The sequence below is a fragment of the Pirellulales bacterium genome, from assembly GCA_035533075.1.
GTDB lineage: Bacteria > Planctomycetota > Planctomycetia > Pirellulales > JAICIG01 > DASSFG01.
Map to the genome: position 1 here is coordinate 87,195 of DATLUO010000063.1, position 18,191 is coordinate 105,385.

Below are 18,191 nucleotides of genomic sequence, written 5' to 3' on the forward strand. Positions count from 1 at the left end.
GCGGTTTCCGGGCGGGGAGACCTGAGTTATGTGGTCAATGGCGGCTTCGGCTGGACGCGACCGTCCGATTGTCCGGTCGCGGTGCTGGCGGGAATGCATACGGTTCCATTCGACCTGAATGGGAACGGCGTCACCTGCCCGACCGGTCCACAATCGGACGGCGGCCCCACAGACCGGGCGATCTACTTCCAGACGGGGCTGTTCTTCGTCGAGAACTGGCCCGTGGCCTCACAAACTCCCGCATCATTGAACGCTGCGTCAGCCGCCTGCAAGCTGGCGCCCTATGCCGGCGCGGCGGGATTCCTGCGGCTGCCTGCGCCGAGATCCGGCTTAGTCAGCCGGTCCCGGCGGGGACCGCTGGAGGTGTCCCTGACGCATGTTAGCGGCACCACCTGCGGAGACCGTCGATGGGTTGCACCGACACGCATGCCGCGCCTCGCCAGCCGCTCGCTGGATTCGCGGCGTAGCCGCACTGCTGGCAGCCACGCATGCGTTGTTGCTCGGGTGCTTGGCCGTGGTCGCGGCGCCAACGTGCGACGAGCCGTTTCACCTCGCGGCGGGCGTTCGGCGGCTCGAGTCAGCAACGTTCGGTCTCGACTTGGGCAATCCGCCTTTGGTTGGCACGATTGCCGCGCTGCCGCTGCTCTTCACCGAATTGCGGCCTCATCGCTAACGCGACCGCGGCTTGGCGTCTTGACGGGCGCAGCGCTGCTTTGGTCGATCGTTAGCGCCTTGGCCGCGTATCCACACTGTCTATCGTACTGTAACGAGTTGGCCGGCCGGTCCGGCGAGGGTTGGTACGCAATCAGCGTCAACCTCCTGCACGGACTTCCGTGCAGCGCGGCAGACGGAAAAGGGGGGTGGAAAGGAATAACAGCGGGCCAGTATTCTTACTTCCGGGCGTGGCGGCCGGCGGCGCGCGCCGGTTACTCCATCCGTATTTATCACCGCCCGCCCTCGCCATAACCAGTCCGACGCGCCGGATGCGTGCCACGTTCGCGGCCTTACCCGGTAGAACTTGTCGCATTCTTCTTCTTCATTCGGGCCCACTGCCAAGTCCAGACGACCGTCACCGAGAGACTGAGCGCCGCAAAATAGGGGGCCCTCTCGTCACCTTCCAGCGCGAACCAACCTTCCACCGCGGCCGCCACCAAACCCATCAGGGCGACCATCGCCTTGCCCATCAGCGACCAGTACACCATCCGCTGCTGGTGTTTGTCGAGCGCGGAGCGCGCATTGAGGTTGGCGATTTCGCGCATGGCCGACAGATCGGCCGACAGCTCCGGCGCAGGGGCGCGGCGCACCATCTCGCTCGGATCGCGCAGCTTTACGGGCGGCAAAGCTTCGGCCTCCGGTTCCACCGCGGTCTCGGCCACCGTGTCCGCCAGCGACTCTTCGACGGCCGGACGCGGTCGGGGCGCATCCTCCGGGACTGCCGCGTAGCCCGGCTTGCCCAAGCGCGCCATGAGTTGGGCCATATAGGCGTCGATCGAATCCTCTTCGTCCTCGTGGCCCGCGGTCCTCGGCCGGGCCTCGCAAGCGTTTTGCGCGTCGGAGCTTTCTCCCCCCGCCTCGGGCGGTGAGGGCGCATTTCGCTCGCGGTCGTCTTGCTCGTCCGTGTCCGACGACAGGCCGAAGCGGCTGAGAAGATCGGCCGTGCTCACAGAAGCGTCCGGCGAGGGGGCTTCGAAGGCGACTTCAGCCGCGTCGGGCTGGCTGGGCGCCGCAGCCGTATCCGCCGGCGCCAAGAAGCTCTCGACGATCTCGCCCAAGGGCGAAGCCGGCGGATTATTCACCTCGCGTTCCGCCGTCTCCGCCGGCGCTTCCGCTTGCGTGTCGGGTTCTTGCGGTTGCCGCTGCCGAAACTCGTCCCATTGCCGGCGCTCTTCCTCGAACCGGCTTTGGGCCGCCTGCAGCTCATTGGTCAGTTCCACCAACTGCAACTGATCTCTCCGGACCGCCGCTCGCTCTTCCTCGACGGCGCGCTGTGCCGTAGCCGCCTCTTGTTCCAGTTCGATGAGACGGGCCTGCAGCGATTGTGCTCGGTCGTGCCAAGCACCGCGCTCGCTCCCGATATGATGTTGAGCATCGGCCAGCTTCGTTTGGGTGCGTGACAGAGCTTCGGCGTGCCTGGCGGTCTCAGCTTCAAGCTCGACGAGACGCAGTTGAAGCGACTGCTCGCGGGTCTGTCCGGCGGCCTGCTCGTCGGCCAGAAGCTTTTGCGTGTTTGCCAGTTCGGCTTGCGTTCGCAACAGCGCCTCGGTCGTCTCCGCGTCTTGGGCTGTTGCGGCTTCCAGCTCGGCCATACGGGCTTGTAGCGATTCCTGTCGGGCCTGCGACGCGGAACGCTCGTCGGCCAGAAGCGTTTGAGTGTTCGCCAGTTCGGCTTGCGCTTGCGATAGCGCCTCGGCGGTCTCCGCGTGCTGGGCCCTTTCGGCTTCCAGCTCAACGACACGGCTTTGCAGCGACTCCTGGCGGGCCTGCCACGCGTAACGCTCATCGGCCAGAAGCGTTTGGGTGTTCGCCAGTTCGGCTTGCGCTTGCGACAGTGCCTCGGCGGTCTCTACGTTTTTGGCCGTTTGGGCTTCCAACTCAACGACACGGCCTTGCAGCGACTCCTGGCGGGCCTGCGCGGCAGACCGCTCGTTGGCCAGAAGCTGTTGCGTGCTCGCCAGCTCGGCTTGCGCGCGCGATAGCGCCTCGGCCGTCTCCGCGCTTTTGGCGGCTTCGGCTTCCAACTCGACGACGCGGCCTTGCAGCAACTCCTCGCGGGCCTGCCTCGCGGAACGCTCATCCGCCAGAAGCGTTTGGGTGTTCGCCAGTTCGGCTTGCGCTTGCGACAGTGCCTCGGCGGTCTCCGCATGTTGGGCCGTTTCGGCTTCCAACTCAACGACGCGGCCTTGCAGCGACTCCTGGCGGGCCTGCCCGGCAGACTGCTCGTTGGCCAGAAGCTGTTGCGTGCTCGCCAGCTCGGCTTGCGCGCGCGACAGTGCCTCGGCGGTCTCCGCGTGTTGGGCCGTTTCGGCTTCCAACTCAACGACACGGCCTTGCAGCGACTCCTGTCGGGCCTGCCACGCGGAACGCTCGTCGGTCAGTAGCTTCTCCGTGTTTGCTAACTCGGCTTGCGTTCGCGACAGCGCCTCGGCGGTCTCCGCGTGTTTGGCCGTTTCGGCTTCCAACTCGACTATGCGGCCTTGCAGCGATTCCTGTTGGGCCTGCCACGCGGAACGCTCGTCGGTCAGTAGTTTTTGGATATTCGCCAGTTCGGCTTGCACTTGCGACAGGACCTCCGCCGTCTTCGCATGCCTGGTAGTCTCAGCTTCCAGTTCGACGAGGCAGGCTTGCAGCGTTTGTTCACGCGTCTGCCCAGCGGTCTGCTCGTCGGCCAGTAGCTTTTGCGTAGTCGCGAGCTCGGCTTGTGTTCGCGAGAGCGCCTCGGCCGTCTCCACGTTTTTGGCCGTTTCGGCTTCCAACTCAATGACGCGGCCATGCAGCAATTCCTCACGGGCCTGCCACGCAGACCGCTCGCCGGCCAAGATCGTGTCTTGACGCGCCAACTCAACCTGCGAGCGGGATAAGGCTTGCGCCGTCTCGGCATACAGGACCGAGTCTGCCGCCAGTTCCACCACGTGCGCTTCGAAAGATTGCTCGCGGTCTTGCCAGGCCGCCCGTTCTCCGGCCAAGACCTGTTGTAGCTCTTCCAAGTCGGCCTGCGATCGTGCCAAGGCACCCGCCGTCTCCGCGTACAGCACCGAGTCGGCGGCCAGCTCGACGGTCCGTGCTTGCAAGGTTTGCTCGCGCTTTTGCCAGGCAGCTTGCTTCTCGTCGAGAAGACCCTGCACGTTGGCCAGATTTGCGCGCAGCCGGACAACCTCATCACGCGCCTCGGCCAGCTCCGCTTCCGCCACCTCTCGTTCAGCCAGCCTCGCTGCGGCGAATTGCTGGCGCTCTTCGGCGAGGCATCGCTCAACGCCGGCCAATTCGGCCACCAGCCGGGCATTCTGCTCGTGGGCCTGGGCCATCTCTCGGCCACCTAGTTGCCGCTCCGCCTCCAGAAGCCGCCGCACGTCGGCCAGTTGGCCTCCGAGACGGGCTAGCTCGGCCGTCGTTTCCGCCTGGCGGGTCTCGGCTTCCCGCTGTCGGCGCTGCCAGTCTGACCGCTCCGCCTCGTGGTCCGAGATCGTGCGCTGCAATTCCGCTTGCAGACGGCCGATCGCCTCCTCTGCGGCCCTTTGGCGATGGGCGGCCTGGGCGGTGCTGCCACTCGGCAAACCGCTTCGCTCGGCCGGTGGCCTCGATGGCAACACTTCGAAGGACAATGGACCCATCTGCAAAACATCGCCAGGCCGCAGAACCGCATCGTCGAATTCGCGGCCGTTCAGACGTGTCTGGGCTGCCAAGCGTCGCACCACAGTTCGGCGAGCGCCGCGCAGAATAAGGCAGTGCCAGGGCTCGATTCCCTGGCGGTCGAGCCGGACCGTGCAGCGCGGATCGGTGCCGAACGTACACTTCGCGAATTCGACATCGACGATTCGACCGGCCCCCCCGTCGTCGATCATGCGCAACTTGAGCGTATCTGAGGAGCGACCGAGCAGTCCCTGCGGTGGCGAGAGCGTTGTGAGCATCATGGCATAGGCGGTTGACTTGAGAAGCCGACGGCGTTGGGTCGGGGGGACAGCAGGTAACGATTCCGGGCCGGGCACAGCGCGCAGTGCAAGTGCATTGGCTAAGGGCATTTAGCTTACCGGGACCAAGAGGCAAGTTTTGCCGTTGGATCGCCTTCCATCGGCAAAAACTGCAAATTCGGCTGCACATTGGTGACGGGTTTGCCGATTATCGGATAGCGTTTTGCGGCCTGCGGCAGGCGGCTCCAACGCGCCCCAAGTGTCCGGTGAAAAAAATGTTGGGTGGCTCCACGAGGGGCCGCGCCTGGCCGGGACTTGTGACCATAAACCATTGACGGACCGGCATTTATGCGTTTCCAAGCGGGCGGAGTGCTCCGCCCGCCTGGGCAATTTTTTTCCGACCCGATATGGCTTGCTTGCGTAGTATATTGTGGTTGCGGTCGAGCGGGTTCAAAACGGCGGAACCCGTGTGGCGGCAACCTTATGGGAACGGGATCGAGGTGTTTTTCTAGTTGCCGTCGATAGGTCGGGCGAAGAGCGAAGGGGGGCCGAACCCTCGTTGCCGCCCGGCATCGATCGGTCGAAGGTAATCTACATGGCACGCAAAGATGCGATTCACAAGATGCGCGAGATTTTGGTGGTCCGGCGCGACGCACTGCGCAAGGCCCTCGCGGGAGATTTGAGCCTGTTGAAAGAGCTGCGCGAGCAAAGCGCCGGCGACGTGGTCGATTTCGCCCTCGATTCAGCCCAACACGAAATCAATTCGCAGTTGGCGGAGGTCGAAAGCCGGGAGTTGGCCAGCATCGAGAACGCCCTGGAGCGCATGCGCACCGGGCATTTTGGCGTTTGCGAGCAGTGCTCCGTCAGGATTCCCATGGCCCGACTGAATGCCCTGCCCTATGCCACGCTGTGCATCGAATGCCAGCGCGACGCCGAGCGGCAGGGCACGGTGGGCGGGTCGGAAGCCGACTGGGGCCGGCTGATGGACAGTTCGGGCGACGTGGAATTGTCGATCAACGACATTGAAATTGACGTTTCTTGATTCTATTTCGAGACTCAGTCAGAATACGTGGCATGATCAGCCGACGTAATTTGCTCGCGGTGGTTTTGTTTACATGCGGACTCTCCGCGGGCGCGGTCCTGGTGTATGCCGTGGGCCGCGGCCCGGATGAGGATCCGCTGTCGCTGGAACAACGCGCCGAGCTTTTTCAGTCGCTCAACCGGCAAGTCGACTCGCTGGAAGCGCAGTTCAACGTGGTCAAAAGCGTGGTCAAGCTGGTCAGCCCCACGGTCGTGCATATCAAGGCCGAAAAGCCCGACCAATCGACGCGACGCACGCAGCGCGAGTTGATCGAAGAGGCCGGTTCGGGCGTGATCATCGAATACAAAGGCCGCACGCTCGTGCTGACCAACCGGCACGTCATCAAGAACGCCCCGCTCGACAAAATCCAGATCGGCCTGTCCGACGGCCGCGAGTTGCACCCGCTCAAGGTATGGAGCGATGTCGGTACCGACGTGGCCCTGATGGCGGTCTCGGCCACCGCCTTGATTCCTGCCCGGCTGGGCGATTCGTCGATGGTGGAAATCGGCGACTTCGTGCTGGCCGTGGGTAGCCCGTTCGGTCTCAGCCATTCGGTCACCTACGGCATCATCAGCGCCAAGGGCCGGCGCGATCTGGAACTGGGCGACGACGTGGAATTGCAGGACTTCATGCAGACCGACGCCGCCATCAACCCCGGAAACAGCGGCGGCCCGCTGATCAATCTGCGGGGCGAGGTGATCGGCATCAACACGGCCATCGCCAGCAATTCGGGCGGCAACGAGGGGATCGGCTTCAGCATTCCGATCGACGGAGTGATGCACATTGTGCGTCAGTTTGTGGAGCGCGGGCGGGTGGTGCGGGCGTTTCTGGGCGTGAAGCTCGACCAGCGTTTCACCAGCACGGTGGCGGCCAAGATGGGGCTGGCCCGCCGTCAGGGCGCTCACGTGACGGTGGTCACGCCCGGCGGCCCGGCCGAGGCGGCCCGGCTGCAACGCGGCGACGTGATTTTGCGGTTCAACGGCGTCCGCATCGAGAACGACACGCACCTGATCTACGTCGTCAGCCTGACCGACGTGGGCAAGGAGGTGCCGGTCGAGGTCTATCGCAACGGGCAGTTGATGCACGTGACCGTGAAGGTCGGCAACAAGAGCGACTTCCCGCGCTGACCAATCGCCGCGTGCCTGCGGGAATGCGGTCTGCGCGTCAGGCGACACGTTTGTCGCGTCAGCGCGTTGCCAGCGGGCAGGAAACTGCGCGACGCCGGCGCCCGCCGATGCCGCGCGGTGCCGCCGCCGAGCGACCCCGACGTGATCGAAGCGGCGGCCGACCGGCAGATGTCGCACCTGCGCAGCTACGCCGGCGGGTTTCCTCAAGCCGCGATTTGCACTAGAATGCTTTTCGTTCTTTCTTGCTCACGTTGCATACCCATGCGACCTTCGCTTTGCCTAACGGTTCTCGTCTTCCTTGCCTCGCCGGCCATGGGCCAGGTCGTTTCGGAGGGGCCAAAAGACAATGGCCCGCAGCTTTCGCCGGAAAAGTCGGTCGAACAGTGGAAGACCGGGTTTATCGTAGCCGCCAAGTCCGGACCCTGTGGTGACATGCTGGGCAGCTTTACCTTGCCGGTCGATTGGCCCGAGCAGGATGTGCGAATCGTCAAGGAGGATTATTCGCCGCTGGCCCGTGTGAACGAACGGATGATCGCAACGGTGAAGCAAATGGTGGTCACGATCGACCAGCTTCCCGCAGGCGACGAGGCGGCGGTGCTGGCCACCGTCGAAGTCACGCGACATCCGCTGCTGCCGCCCGCTCAGCCTTCCGCCCTGGTAAAAGCAAACCCAAAAAAGTTGCCGAAGGACCTGCGAATGTATCTCGGGCCCAGTCCGAGCATCGAAACCCAGCACGGCAAGATCAAGGCCCTGGCCAAGCGGATCGTCGAGGACGCATCGGGCGGGAGCGACTGGCAGAAAGTCGAGGCCACGTTCGATTGGGTGCGAAACAACATTAAAGTCCGTGAAGAACAGCCGCAGCCCAGCGCTTACCAAGCCCTGCGCGACAAGGTGAGCAACCATGAGGGACTCTGTTGGCTGTTCATCGCGCTCTGCCGGGCCAGCGAAATTCCTGCCCGCACCGTGTGGGTGCCCAAGTATTGCTATCCCGAGTTTTATCTGGCCGCAGCCGACGGAGAGGGCTACTGGTTTCCCTGCCGCGTGGCGGGCGTCCGCGAATTCGGCGGCATCGACGAGCGGCGTCCGATTTGGCAAAAAGGCGACAACTTCCGGGTGCCCGAGCGGCCGCGCCAAGCCCTGCACTATCTGCCGCTCAATCTAAGCGGCAAAGGCGGCAATCCCTCGGTGATTTTCGTCTGCGACCCGTTGGCGAAGTAGGGTGCCCTTCACGGGGTGGACTTTTCGCGGGCTGCGTGGTGCAATGATGTTCCAGGGACATGCGCATTGAAAAACGGCTGGTAGGTAAGGGTGTTGGCCATGCGGCTGAGTTTGCTGATCGGCGGTTTGATCGCGTTGGGTGCGGCGTCGGCTCTCGCCGCCGAAAGCGCGACGGCCACGCCCGCCATCGATTTTAATGGCCAAATCAGGCCGATACTCTCCAACCATTGCTTCCAGTGCCACGGACCGGATGTGGCGCAACGCAAGGCCGGACTGCGGCTCGATCTGCGCGACGAAGCGTTTCGGGCAACCGAGTCGGGCGTGGTGGCGATCGTGCCGCGGAAGCCGGCTGAGAGCGAACTGGTGCGTCGCATCTTTGCCGCCGACGACGAACGGATGCCACCGGCAGACAGTAACAAACGCCTGACCGAGGCGGAAAAATCGCTGTTGAAGGAATGGGTCGCCGCCGGCGCCCCATGGCAGGACCATTGGTCGTTCATCGCGCCCGTGCGCCCCGCGTTGCCGACCGTCTCGCACGCCGGTTGGTCACGCAACGCGATCGACGACTTCATCCTCTCGAGGCTTGACCAGGAGCGGCTGGCGCCCTCGCCGCAAGCCAATCGGCCGACGCTCATTCGCCGGCTGTCGCTCGACTTGACGGGTCTTCCGCCGACGCCGGAGGAAGTCGACCGCTTCGTCAACGACGCGGCCGGCGACGCCTATGAAGAACTGGTGGCGCGGCTGTTGGCATCGCCGCGCTACGGCGAGCGAATGGCCCAAGAATGGCTCGACGCCGCGCGCTTCGCCGACACTCACGGCTACCACATCGACGCCGGCCGCGACATGTCGCGCTGGCGCGACTGGGTGATCGGCAGCTATAACCGTAACCTGCCCTTCGACCAATTCACCATCGAGCAGCTTGCCGGCGATTTGCTGCCGAATCCGACGCTCGACCAGCTTATCGCCAGCGGATTCAATCGCAACCACATGATCAATTTCGAAGGCGGGGCGGTCCCTGAAGAATATCACACCGCGTACATCGTCGATCGCGTGAACACGACGAGCACGGTGTGGTTGGGCCTCACGGTCGCCTGCACGCAATGCCACGACCACAAGTACGATCCGCTGACTCAACGGGAGTTCTATGAACTCTATGCCTTCTTTCATAATGTGCCTGAGAACGGCCTCGACGGACGCAAGGGCAACGCCGAACCGATGGTCAAGGCGCCGTCGCGCGAAGAGCGGCAGAAGCTCGACGAGTTGTCGCGGGCCATCGCCGAGCTGGACCGCGAGCTGGATGCCCCCATCGCCGCGGTCGACGCCGCGCAAGCGGCTTGGGAAAAGGATGCGCTGGAAGTCGGCGGAACCGATGGAAACATTCTCGATCAGAAGACGTTGTCGCAAGACGTGCATGCCGCCTTGGCGGTTCCCTCGGAATCGCGCAATGAGGATCAGCGCTCGGCGGTGCGGAAGTATTTTCGCCGACACGTCAGCAACGAATTGAAGCCGCGGTTCGACGTACTGGCGGGGCTGCGCGCTCGGCAAGCGGATCTCGACAAGGCCATTCCCACCGTCATGGTGATGCGCGAAATGCCTCAACCACGAGACACATACCTGCTCGTTCGCGGGCAGTACGACAAGCACGGCGAAAAAGTGCTGCCGGGCGTGCCCGCCTGTCTGCCTCCACTCGCCGATGGTGCGCCTGCCAATCGGCTGGGCCTGGCCCGCTGGCTGGTCGGTCCGGCACATCCGCTGACGGCGCGAGTGGTCATCAACCGCTTTTGGCAGATGCTCTTCGGCACGGGCCTGGTCAAGACGGCCGAAGATTTCGGCTCGCAAGGCGAACGCCCCAGTCATTCGGAGTTGCTCGATTGGCTGGCCGTCGAGTTTCGCGAGAGCGGCTGGGACGTCAAGCACATGCTGCGGTTGATGGTCAGCTCGGCGACGTACCGACAATCGTCCGTCGCCGCGGCGGAGTTCATGGCCAAAGACCCGGAGAACCGGCTGCTGGCCCGCATGAGCCGATTGCGGCTGCCGGCTGAAGCGATTCGCGATCAGGCGTTGGCGGCCGGCGGACTTTTGGATGGGCGGATCGGCGGAGCGAGCGTCTCGCCTTATCAGCCGCCCGGCTTGTGGGAAGAGCTGATGTCGCGTGAGGACGGAGCGAATTGGACGGCCCAGACGTACGTGCAGAGCCACGGCGCCGATCTCTATCGCCGCACGATGTACACGTTTTGGAAGCGCACCAGTCCGCCGCCGACGCTTTCGACCTTCGACGCGCCCGACCGCGAAGTCTGCACCGTTCGCCGGGCGCGTACCAATACTCCCTTGCAAGCATTGATTCTTCTCAACGACCCGACCTACGTCGAAGCCGCCCGCAAGCTGGCCGAGCGCGTGCTGCGCGAGGCCGGATCGACCGAGGATCGCATGGAGCGAATGTTCCAGCTCGTTCTTGCTCGCCGGCCCAGCGGTCGTGAAGCGGCCGTTTTGCGGAGTATCGTTGAGGAGCAACTGGCGAAGTTTCGTGTGGATCATGAAGCGGCCGTCAAGCTTCTTTCCGTCGGCGAATCGCCGCGCGATGAGCGGTTCGAGCCGGCGGAGCTGGCCGCCTGGTCGGCGGCGGCCAGCGTGGTTTTGAATCTGGATGAAGCGGTAACGAGAAATTAAGCCTCAATCGAAGAAAGCGAATAATGGCAACGTTGTCGCGACGCGCTGTTTTTCCGGAAGGACTGTTGCGTGCCCCGGCGCTGCTCGCGAGCGGTGATCGCCTGTCACAAGCGGAGTTTCACAGAAGATACCTGCAATATCCCGACGACATCAAGTTCGAGTTGATCGATGGCACTGTCTATCTTGCTCCGCCCACGCGTCTGCGGCACGGAAAATGCGCGAGCATGCTGGGAGCCATCCTTGGGCTGTATGAAATGCAAACTCCCGGCGTGGAAGCTGCCCTAAACGCCACGCTTATTCTCGGCCCTGAGAGCGAGCCGCAACCCGACCTTGTGCTGCGCGTTCTACCGAGGTACGGGGGGCGGACGTGGACCGACGAACTTTTCTTAGCCGGCCCACCGGAACTCGTCATGGAGATTGCCTACAATGCCGTGGCGATCGACCTACACGACAAAAAGGACGACTACGAGCGTTGCGGCGTGGAGGAATATGTGGTCGTTTGTCTGGAAGAAGGCCGCGTCCTTTGGTTCGATCTGCCTGGCCGGGAAACGAGGAAGGTGCCAGCCGACGGCATTCTGTGCAGTACGATGTTTCCGGGCCTGCGGATTGATACAGAATCACTGTTTCGGGGCGAGATGAAACGGCCTTTTGACGTGCTCAAGGAAGGACTGTCGTCGCTAGAGCACGCACGTTTTGCGCGGCGTCTTGAGAAAGCGACTCATCCGCGAAAAGCGACGAGGAAGACACGACCTACCCTAAGCAAACGAAGAAGTGGTTGAAGCGCGAGCTGATTGACTGAGGACATTCACGTGCAATTACAAAAGCTGTCGTTCACCGATCACCAGTCAGGCTGGCACTTGTCGGCGACCGAGTTTTTTCCCGACCTGACATTGCTGGTAGGCGTTTCGGGCGTCGGGAAGACCCGTATCTTGCAAGCGATCCGCATGTTGCGTGGGGTTGCCGATGGAAGCGAACGGCAGACCCACTGGGGTCTTGGCTTTGACGTGGATTTCTCCGATGGCCGAAACCTATACTCGTGGGCGTGCCAGTTTGAGACGAGGCCGGCTGGCAACGGTGAGACGTTATTGGACGATGGCCCGATTTTGGCCGACCACATGAAGGGCCCTGTTGCCCGCTCTCGCGTCCTGCGAGAGACTTTAACAGAAAACGGGGACGTGTTGATCGAGCGAGACGCAGGCGGAATTCGCCTACGCGGCCAACCCACACCGAAGCTCTCTCCACACGACAGTGCATTGAAGATGCTCAGCCACGAAGAACGGATCTCGGCGGCGCACCATTGTTTTCAGCAGATTCTGGCAGTTGACCAAAGCGAAGACACGGATGCGTCCAGCGGTATTTTCATTAGCGGCATCGGTGGACACCTCGATCAGTATCCGACCGTCGAGGAGCTTCGCGAAAGCAGACTCAAGACCCTGGTGAAGCTGGCGATTGCTCAGGAGCGGCATCCAAGGTTCTTCGAGAGTATCGCCGCCCAGTTCATGGAGGTGTTCCCACAAGTCGAAGCCGTCCGCGTCAACCGCTTGCGCCTCGTTGAGCCTCAGGAAATACTTTCTCTAGCGATTAAGGAGCGAGGCGTGCGTAAATGGATTCATGAACCATTCATTGCGTCCGGTATGATGCGGACAATCATGCATCTGGCACGGATCGCATTATGGCCTGCCGGCACGCTGATTCTAATCGATGAATTCGAGAATAGTTTGGGGGTTAATTGCATCGACTTTGTGACGAAAAGCCTGGTGGAGCAAAGCCGCCGGATGCAGTTTATCATCACCAGCCATCATCCTTACATCATCAACAATATCAGCCCGGCCCATTGGAAAATCGTCAGCCGCAGAGGTTCTGAAGTCACAACCCAAAACGCCTCTGACCTGGGACTGGAGCAATCGAGCCACCAGGCATTTATCAAGTTGTTGAACTCCGAGGCGTATCAAGAGGGCATAGCGGCGGGATGAACGTTTACTTTCTTGTCGAGGGGAAACGCACGGAGCGGAAAGTCTATCCGGCATGGCTTGGGCATTTGCTTCCTGAACTTCGTCAGGTCGCACAGCCGCAAGATGCGGTAGAGAACAATTACTTTATTATTAGCGGTTTTGGTTATCCGTCGATGCTGCACGATCACTTGCCAAACGCCGTAGCTGACGTCAACAAGTTTGATCGCTACTCGCATCTGGTTGTTTGCCTCGATGCGGAGGAGTTGACCATCAACGATCGCCGTACCGAAGTCATCGAATTCAGCAAGCAACGCCGTTGCCGTCTGCTTCGCGCGGAGCTTCTCGTGATCGTTCAAAATCGCTGCCTTGAAACCTGGTTTCTCGGCAATCGAAAAATCGTGTCCCGATCGCCGCAAAATCAGGCCCTTGGCCGGTATCTCGCCTTCTTTGATGTAACCCGTGACGACCCGGAGCAAATGGGCGTCTACCGGGCTTTATCAGCCATGCCAGTTTTCACGGCAGATACCTTGAAGAGATTTTCGCCGAGCGCGGCATCCGTTACAGCAAAACACGCCCTGGACACGTGATGGAAAAGCACTACCTCGACGAATTGGTTCACCGCGTTCAGGAACGCAGTCGTGACCTATCCAGTTTTCAGTATTTCCTTGAGGTTTGCGAATTGCTTCGAGCGAGACTCTGGATACAGTAGAATCAGGCCGCGGTAGTTTGCTCCTTTAATAATTGAGCGAAGGAAAGAGTTTGTATGACGTTGAATGCCAACCTTGCCCAACTTCTCACTCGCCGCGCCTTCTTCGGCCGCGCGGCCAGCGGCATCGGCACCGCCGCTCTTGCCTCGCTTCTCAACGAGCGGCTGTTCGCGGCGGAAAACGGTCCGTCGCCAAAGCGGCATGGCGCGCTCGACGCGATTCACTTCACGCCCAAGGCGAAACACGTCATCTACCTGTTCATGTCAGGTGGACCGTCGCACATCGACTTGTTCGATTACAAGCCGGCGCTGAAGCAGCATCACGGCGAGGAGTTGCCCGCATCGGTGCGCATGGGACAGCGTGTGACCGGTATGACGGCCGGGCAAAAGTCGTTTCCCTGCGTGGCGCCGATGTTCGAGTTTTCGCAGCATGGGCAGTGCGGGGCCTGGGTCAGCGAGCTGTTGCCAAACGTGGCCCATATCGTCGACGACATCGCCATCGTCAAATCGCTGAACACGGAGGCCATCAATCACGATCCGGCCACCACCTATATCATGACGGGCGCTCAGCAGCCCGGCCGGCCCAGCCTGGGCGGCTGGTTGAGCTATGGCATCGGCAGCGAGAACGACAATTTGCCCGCTTTCATCGTCATGATCTCGCAGGGCAGCGGCAACAAGACCGACCAGCCGATCTTCTCGCGCCTCTGGGGAAGCGGCTTCCTGCCGACGCGGCACCAGGGAGTGCGCCTGCACTCGGGAAACGATCCGGTGCTGTACCTTTCCGACCCGCCGGGTATCGATCGCGCCATGCGCCGTCGCATGCTCGACGGCGTCGAAGTGCTCAACCGACTGGCGGTCGAGTCGTTCGGCGATCCCGAAATCGAGACCCGCATCGCCCAATATGAAATGGCCTATCGCATGCAGGCGTCGGTGCCCGACCTGACCGACCTGTCCGCGGAAACGCAAGACACGCTGGAGGCCTACGGCATCGACGGCGGCGGTATCGACGGCGGCGGCAGCGACGGCGGCTTTGCGCGGAATTGCTTGTTGGCCCGGCGGATGGTCGAGCGCGGCGTGCGTTTCGTGCAGTTGATGCATCGCGGTTGGGACCAGCACGGCAACCTGCCGAAACAGATTCGCGGGCAGTGCCGCGACGTCGACCGGCCCAGCGCCGCACTCGTGGCCGACCTCAAGGCCCGCGGGCTGCTCGACGAGACGTTGGTGATTTGGGGCGGCGAATTCGGCCGCACCGTTTACAGCCAAGGGCAATTGACCGCGGAGAACTATGGCCGAGATCATCACGGCCGCTGTTTCAGCATGTGGCTGGCCGGCGGCGGAATCAAGCCGGGCATCAGCTACGGCGAAACCGACGATTTCTGTTACAACATCGTTCGGGACGGCATGCATCTGCACGACCTGAACGCCACGCTGCTCGAGTGTCTGGGCATCGATCACACGCGGCTCACCTTCCGCTTCCAAGGGCGCGACTTCCGCTTGACCGACGTTCATGGCAACGTCGTCAAGCCGTTGTTGGCGTGAAAGATATGCCATTATGAACCCAATCGCCTTCTTTATTTCGCTGTTCGTGGCCGTGGCGGCAAGCGGCATGGCGGCCGCCGCGGAGCCGTTGGTCGTCGATCTCTGGCCGGGGAAACCGCCGGGCGACGTCGGCATCGAGAGGCAGGAGAGCACCCGCATGTACGAGTCGGCGTTGCTCGACAAGCCGACCAAGCTGATTACGAACGTCAGCCGGCCGACGCTGACCATCTATCCCGCGGCGAAAAACGCGAACACCCGCGCCGCCATGATCATCTGTCCGGGCGGCGGATACCACGACTTGTTTTGGGAACTGGAAGGCGAGGAGGTGGCGGCGTGGCTCAATTCCCAGGGCATGACCGGCATCATTCTCAAATATCGCGTGCCGCGGCGAGCGGGCGACGCGAAGGGCGAGCCGCCGCTCGGCCCGCTTTGCGACGCCCAGCGCGCCGTCAGCCTGGTCCGCAGCCGCTGTGCCGAGTGGGGGACCGATCCCCACCGCATCGGCATCGTTGGCTTCTCGGCGGGCGGCCACCTCGCCCTTGCCACGGCCGCGAATTTCGACAAGCGGACCTACGATCCCGTCGACGCCGTCGATGAATCAAGCTGCCGGCCCGATTTCGCCGTGGCGTGCTATTCGGGCTACTTGAAGGCGAAAGACCAGGACGAACTTTCTCCGAGCATTCACATCTCTCGCGTCCCGGCCGGCATGCCGCCCGTCCTGCTCGCTCACTGCTCCGACGACAAGATCAGCGACGCGGAGCACAGCGTCATCATGTATCTGGCTCTGAAACGCGCCGGCGTTCCCGCCGAGCTTCACGTTTTTGCCAGTGGCAACCATGATTTCGGCGTGCGGCAGAACGAAAAGCTCCCCTCGATCTGGACCGAGCTTTGCGTTCGGTGGCTGCGCAGCTTGAAGTTGTTGCCGCCGCGCGGCGGCCGGTGATGCAGTGAGGTCGTTGAGCGCCTCGATCGCTCGCCGCAAAGGAACCGGCGCGCAAAACAAAAGCGCCGCGCGCGAGGCGCATTTGCGGGGCGCGCCGCATCCAAAACCGGGCCAAAACGAGTCGCCTGCGCAAAACAAAAGCGACACGCGCGTGTCGCTTTTGTTTGCGCGCGGCGGCCCATCAGGGCACTGCGCCCAAACAAAAGCGCCGCGCGCGCGGCGCTTTTGTTTGCGCGCCGTGGCCACGCGGCAGGGTACACTCTCCGTAACACATTGACATATATGGAGTTATGAATTCCATCCAGAAACGGGAGTCGATGTTATCTTTCGTTCCGCGCACGAACGCCCTATCGCGGAGCGGAAGGCGACAATGAATGAATCACCTGGGCTACTCGATGCGGTAGCCGCGCGCTTCAGTGTCGGTGGCCAACATGGCAAACTCTCCGGTCTCGGCGTTGGCCACAGCCCGCTGTGCGATTCGACAGGTTTTACGACATCGCCACGACGAGCGACTCACGCGCCTGCTGGATGAGGACGATAAGTTCGGCGACCATCGTTGATGACGGATCGGATACTTCTCCCGTCAGCAAATGCCATTCGGTCGCAAAGTGATTCGCCCAGCTACGGTGGATGTTCTCGATCAGCAGGTCTTCTTGCCGACCAACTTCGTAGTGAACCTCGTTCGTTTCCGGCAGCGGTGGCAATGGACCTGCGAGGCGATCCTGGCACAGCCGAGACTTGTGGAGAAGGCAGACGATGCCTGCCATTGACTGTGGGTTCATCTCTTGATCGCCCCCCATTCTGATAGTCGATCGCCGGTGAAGCAATCCCTTTGGGCGCGTCGGTCCGACACGCCCAAGCGCGTTCAGCAGCGGAGGGCGATGCCACCGCCGCAGGTTGCCGGCGCTGGCAAACCCAAGATCGCGCAACTCGCATCGGTCGATGAAACCGATGCAAGTTGCGGAAGCGCCGCAAACCAACGACCCACGACTGGATGTCGCTTGTCGCGGTCGGTGCGGTTGGCTGCCGAGGGTGATGTCTAGGGTTGAAGCTCAGACCGGTGAAACGATCCGTTCCTGGATCACGCAAGTGCTCAGCAGGACCATCAGCGGCATGTCGTAGGCGGTCCGGAAGCCGTCGTCCATGCTGGGAAGCTGATCGAGCAGCGCCACGACTCGCGATCGGTCGAAGAACGGCAGCGCGTCCAGGGTCGGCCCGCGCAGCGTATCCTGGATGAGCTGGTAGAGCCGGCCGTCGGTGTTCAGCGCAGCCGGGGGGGTCGTGACCGGGTGCTTTTGCCGGGCGTACACGGTCGCCGACAGGACCGGACGCGCGGCCTCGCGCAGCACGTATTTCTCGACCGTCCGGCGGATCTTCTGGTCAAGCGACAGGTCGCGGGCCAGCTCCACGACGTGGTGGTCCAGAAACGGCAGCCGACCCTCGATGGAGTGCGCCATCTCCATGCGGTCGCCCAGGAACGCCAACACATAATTCGGCAGCACCACTTTCGCCCACAAGTAAAGCGACTGATTCAAGGCAGCACGGCCGGCGAGCTGCCCGGCTACGTCCAGGCCCTCGACCAGCTCGCGGTAGGCATCGCGTCCGGCGAACTCGGCGTCGAAGTCGGGCGAGAACAGGGCGCGGAGCTTGTGGGCCTGGGTGGCGCCGGTCTCCAGCCACGACGGCGCGAACCCCAGCACGGCGCGGAGGCCCTCCAGCGATGCCCCCTCGCCGTCGGGCAGCAGGAGACCGCGCGAGACCAGGTTGCGCGCTTCAAGCTGCCCGAGGAGCGTCTCGACGGCACCCGCATCTCCCTCGCCGGCCCCGTGGTCATAGAGCCAGAGATCGCGGCGGAAATGCGGATAGCCAGCCAGGATCTCGTCGGATCCTTCCCCAGTGAGAACCACCTTGTAACCGGCATCCCGCACGGCGCGGCTGAGCAGATACTTGGCCACCCCGTGCGCGTTGATGGCGATCGTCTCGGCGTGCGCAACCGCCTCGGCGAAGTGGTCGGCCAGCTCCGTTTGCGTGATCGGTATCGGGTGGAACTCGGCATTCGCCAGTTCGGCCATCTCCCGCGCGATCGCCGTCTCGTCGTACTCCGGCCGGTCGAAGCTGAGGGTGAACGCTCGGACCGGATCGGAGCGCTGCCTCGCCGCCAATCCCAGCACGGCGCACGAGTCGAGCCCGCCGCTGAGGTAGCAGCCGACGGGCACATCGGCGCGGAGCCGGAGGCGGACCGCCTCATCGAGCGCCCGCCTGAACTCTTCGACGTGCTCGGCATCCGGCCGCCGCGGTCCGGCCCGGTCGGTCGTCGGATAGTCGAAATCCCA

The 18,191-nt window shown here is 62.8% G+C and carries 12 protein-coding genes; 9 read left to right on the top strand and 3 right to left on the bottom strand.

Annotation, left to right across the window (positions count from 1 at the left end):
* Positions 1 to 1,004: 1,004 nt before the first annotated feature.
* Positions 1,005 to 4,628: an FHA domain-containing protein gene (locus VNH11_08285; GenBank protein ID HVA46356.1), complete on the bottom strand. Its 3,624-nt coding sequence runs from the start codon at positions 4,626 to 4,628 to the stop codon at positions 1,005 to 1,007.
* 592 nt (positions 4,629 to 5,220) lie between these two features.
* On the opposite strand from VNH11_08285, the gene VNH11_08290 reads away from it, so the two are divergent.
* From VNH11_08290 to VNH11_08330, 9 genes are all read left to right on the top strand, one after another.
* Entirely contained in the window at positions 5,221 to 5,667 is a 447-nt protein-coding gene (locus VNH11_08290; GenBank protein HVA46357.1) for a TraR/DksA family transcriptional regulator, read from the top strand.
* A gap of 32 nt (positions 5,668 to 5,699) precedes the next feature.
* The gene (locus VNH11_08295; protein HVA46358.1) at positions 5,700 to 6,833 is read left to right on the top strand and encodes a trypsin-like peptidase domain-containing protein; all 1,134 of its coding nucleotides are present in this window, start codon (positions 5,700 to 5,702) and stop codon (positions 6,831 to 6,833) included.
* Positions 6,834 to 7,094: 261 nt separating this feature from the next.
* The gene (locus VNH11_08300) at positions 7,095 to 8,051 is read left to right on the top strand and encodes a transglutaminase-like domain-containing protein (protein ID HVA46359.1); all 957 of its coding nucleotides are present in this window, start codon (positions 7,095 to 7,097) and stop codon (positions 8,049 to 8,051) included.
* Positions 8,052 to 8,150: 99 nt separating this feature from the next.
* A complete protein-coding gene (locus tag VNH11_08305; protein ID HVA46360.1) occupies positions 8,151 to 10,718 on the top strand; it encodes a PSD1 and planctomycete cytochrome C domain-containing protein in 2,568 nt (855 codons plus the stop codon).
* Between the two features lie 65 nt (positions 10,719 to 10,783).
* A complete protein-coding gene (locus tag VNH11_08310) occupies positions 10,784 to 11,497 on the top strand; it encodes a Uma2 family endonuclease (protein ID HVA46361.1) in 714 nt (237 codons plus the stop codon).
* Between the two features lie 30 nt (positions 11,498 to 11,527).
* Complete coding sequence (locus VNH11_08315) at positions 11,528 to 12,691, top strand: hypothetical protein (GenBank protein HVA46362.1); 1,164 nt, start codon at positions 11,528 to 11,530, stop codon at positions 12,689 to 12,691.
* The gene (locus tag VNH11_08320; protein ID HVA46363.1) at positions 12,688 to 13,257 is read left to right on the top strand and encodes a hypothetical protein; all 570 of its coding nucleotides are present in this window, start codon (positions 12,688 to 12,690) and stop codon (positions 13,255 to 13,257) included. Before VNH11_08315 ends, VNH11_08320 begins: the two co-directional genes overlap by 4 nt.
* Positions 13,258 to 13,433: 176 nt before the next feature.
* Entirely contained in the window at positions 13,434 to 14,915 is a 1,482-nt protein-coding gene (locus tag VNH11_08325; GenBank protein ID HVA46364.1) for a DUF1501 domain-containing protein, read from the top strand.
* A gap of 13 nt (positions 14,916 to 14,928) precedes the next feature.
* On the top strand, positions 14,929 to 15,858 hold the full coding sequence (locus VNH11_08330) for an alpha/beta hydrolase (protein ID HVA46365.1): 930 nt from the start codon (positions 14,929 to 14,931) through the stop codon (positions 15,856 to 15,858).
* A 488-nt stretch (positions 15,859 to 16,346) separates the two neighbouring features.
* On the opposite strand, the gene VNH11_08335 is transcribed toward VNH11_08330, so the two are convergent.
* Together VNH11_08335 and VNH11_08340 are read right to left on the bottom strand one after the other, a co-directional pair.
* Positions 16,347 to 16,625: a hypothetical protein gene (locus tag VNH11_08335; GenBank protein ID HVA46366.1), complete on the bottom strand. Its 279-nt coding sequence runs from the start codon at positions 16,623 to 16,625 to the stop codon at positions 16,347 to 16,349.
* A gap of 285 nt (positions 16,626 to 16,910) precedes the next feature.
* Positions 16,911 to 18,191 (bottom strand): asparagine synthase C-terminal domain-containing protein (locus VNH11_08340; GenBank protein ID HVA46367.1); only part of this gene is annotated, 1,281 nt, incomplete at its 5' end.

Coding starts and splice junctions, on each gene's coding strand:
- VNH11_08285 (HVA46356.1), bottom strand. CDS start 4,628: ATGATGCTCACAACGCTCTCGCCACCGCAGGGACTGCTCGGTCGCTCC.
- VNH11_08290 (HVA46357.1), top strand. CDS start 5,221: ATGGCACGCAAAGATGCGATTCACAAGATGCGCGAGATTTTGGTGGTC.
- VNH11_08295 (HVA46358.1), top strand. CDS start 5,700: ATGATCAGCCGACGTAATTTGCTCGCGGTGGTTTTGTTTACATGCGGA.
- VNH11_08300 (HVA46359.1), top strand. CDS start 7,095: ATGCGACCTTCGCTTTGCCTAACGGTTCTCGTCTTCCTTGCCTCGCCG.
- VNH11_08305 (HVA46360.1), top strand. CDS start 8,151: ATGCGGCTGAGTTTGCTGATCGGCGGTTTGATCGCGTTGGGTGCGGCG.
- VNH11_08320 (HVA46363.1), top strand. CDS start 12,688: ATGAACGTTTACTTTCTTGTCGAGGGGAAACGCACGGAGCGGAAAGTC.
- VNH11_08325 (HVA46364.1), top strand. CDS start 13,434: ATGACGTTGAATGCCAACCTTGCCCAACTTCTCACTCGCCGCGCCTTC.
- VNH11_08330 (HVA46365.1), top strand. CDS start 14,929: ATGAACCCAATCGCCTTCTTTATTTCGCTGTTCGTGGCCGTGGCGGCA.
- VNH11_08335 (HVA46366.1), bottom strand. CDS start 16,625: ATGGCAGGCATCGTCTGCCTTCTCCACAAGTCTCGGCTGTGCCAGGAT.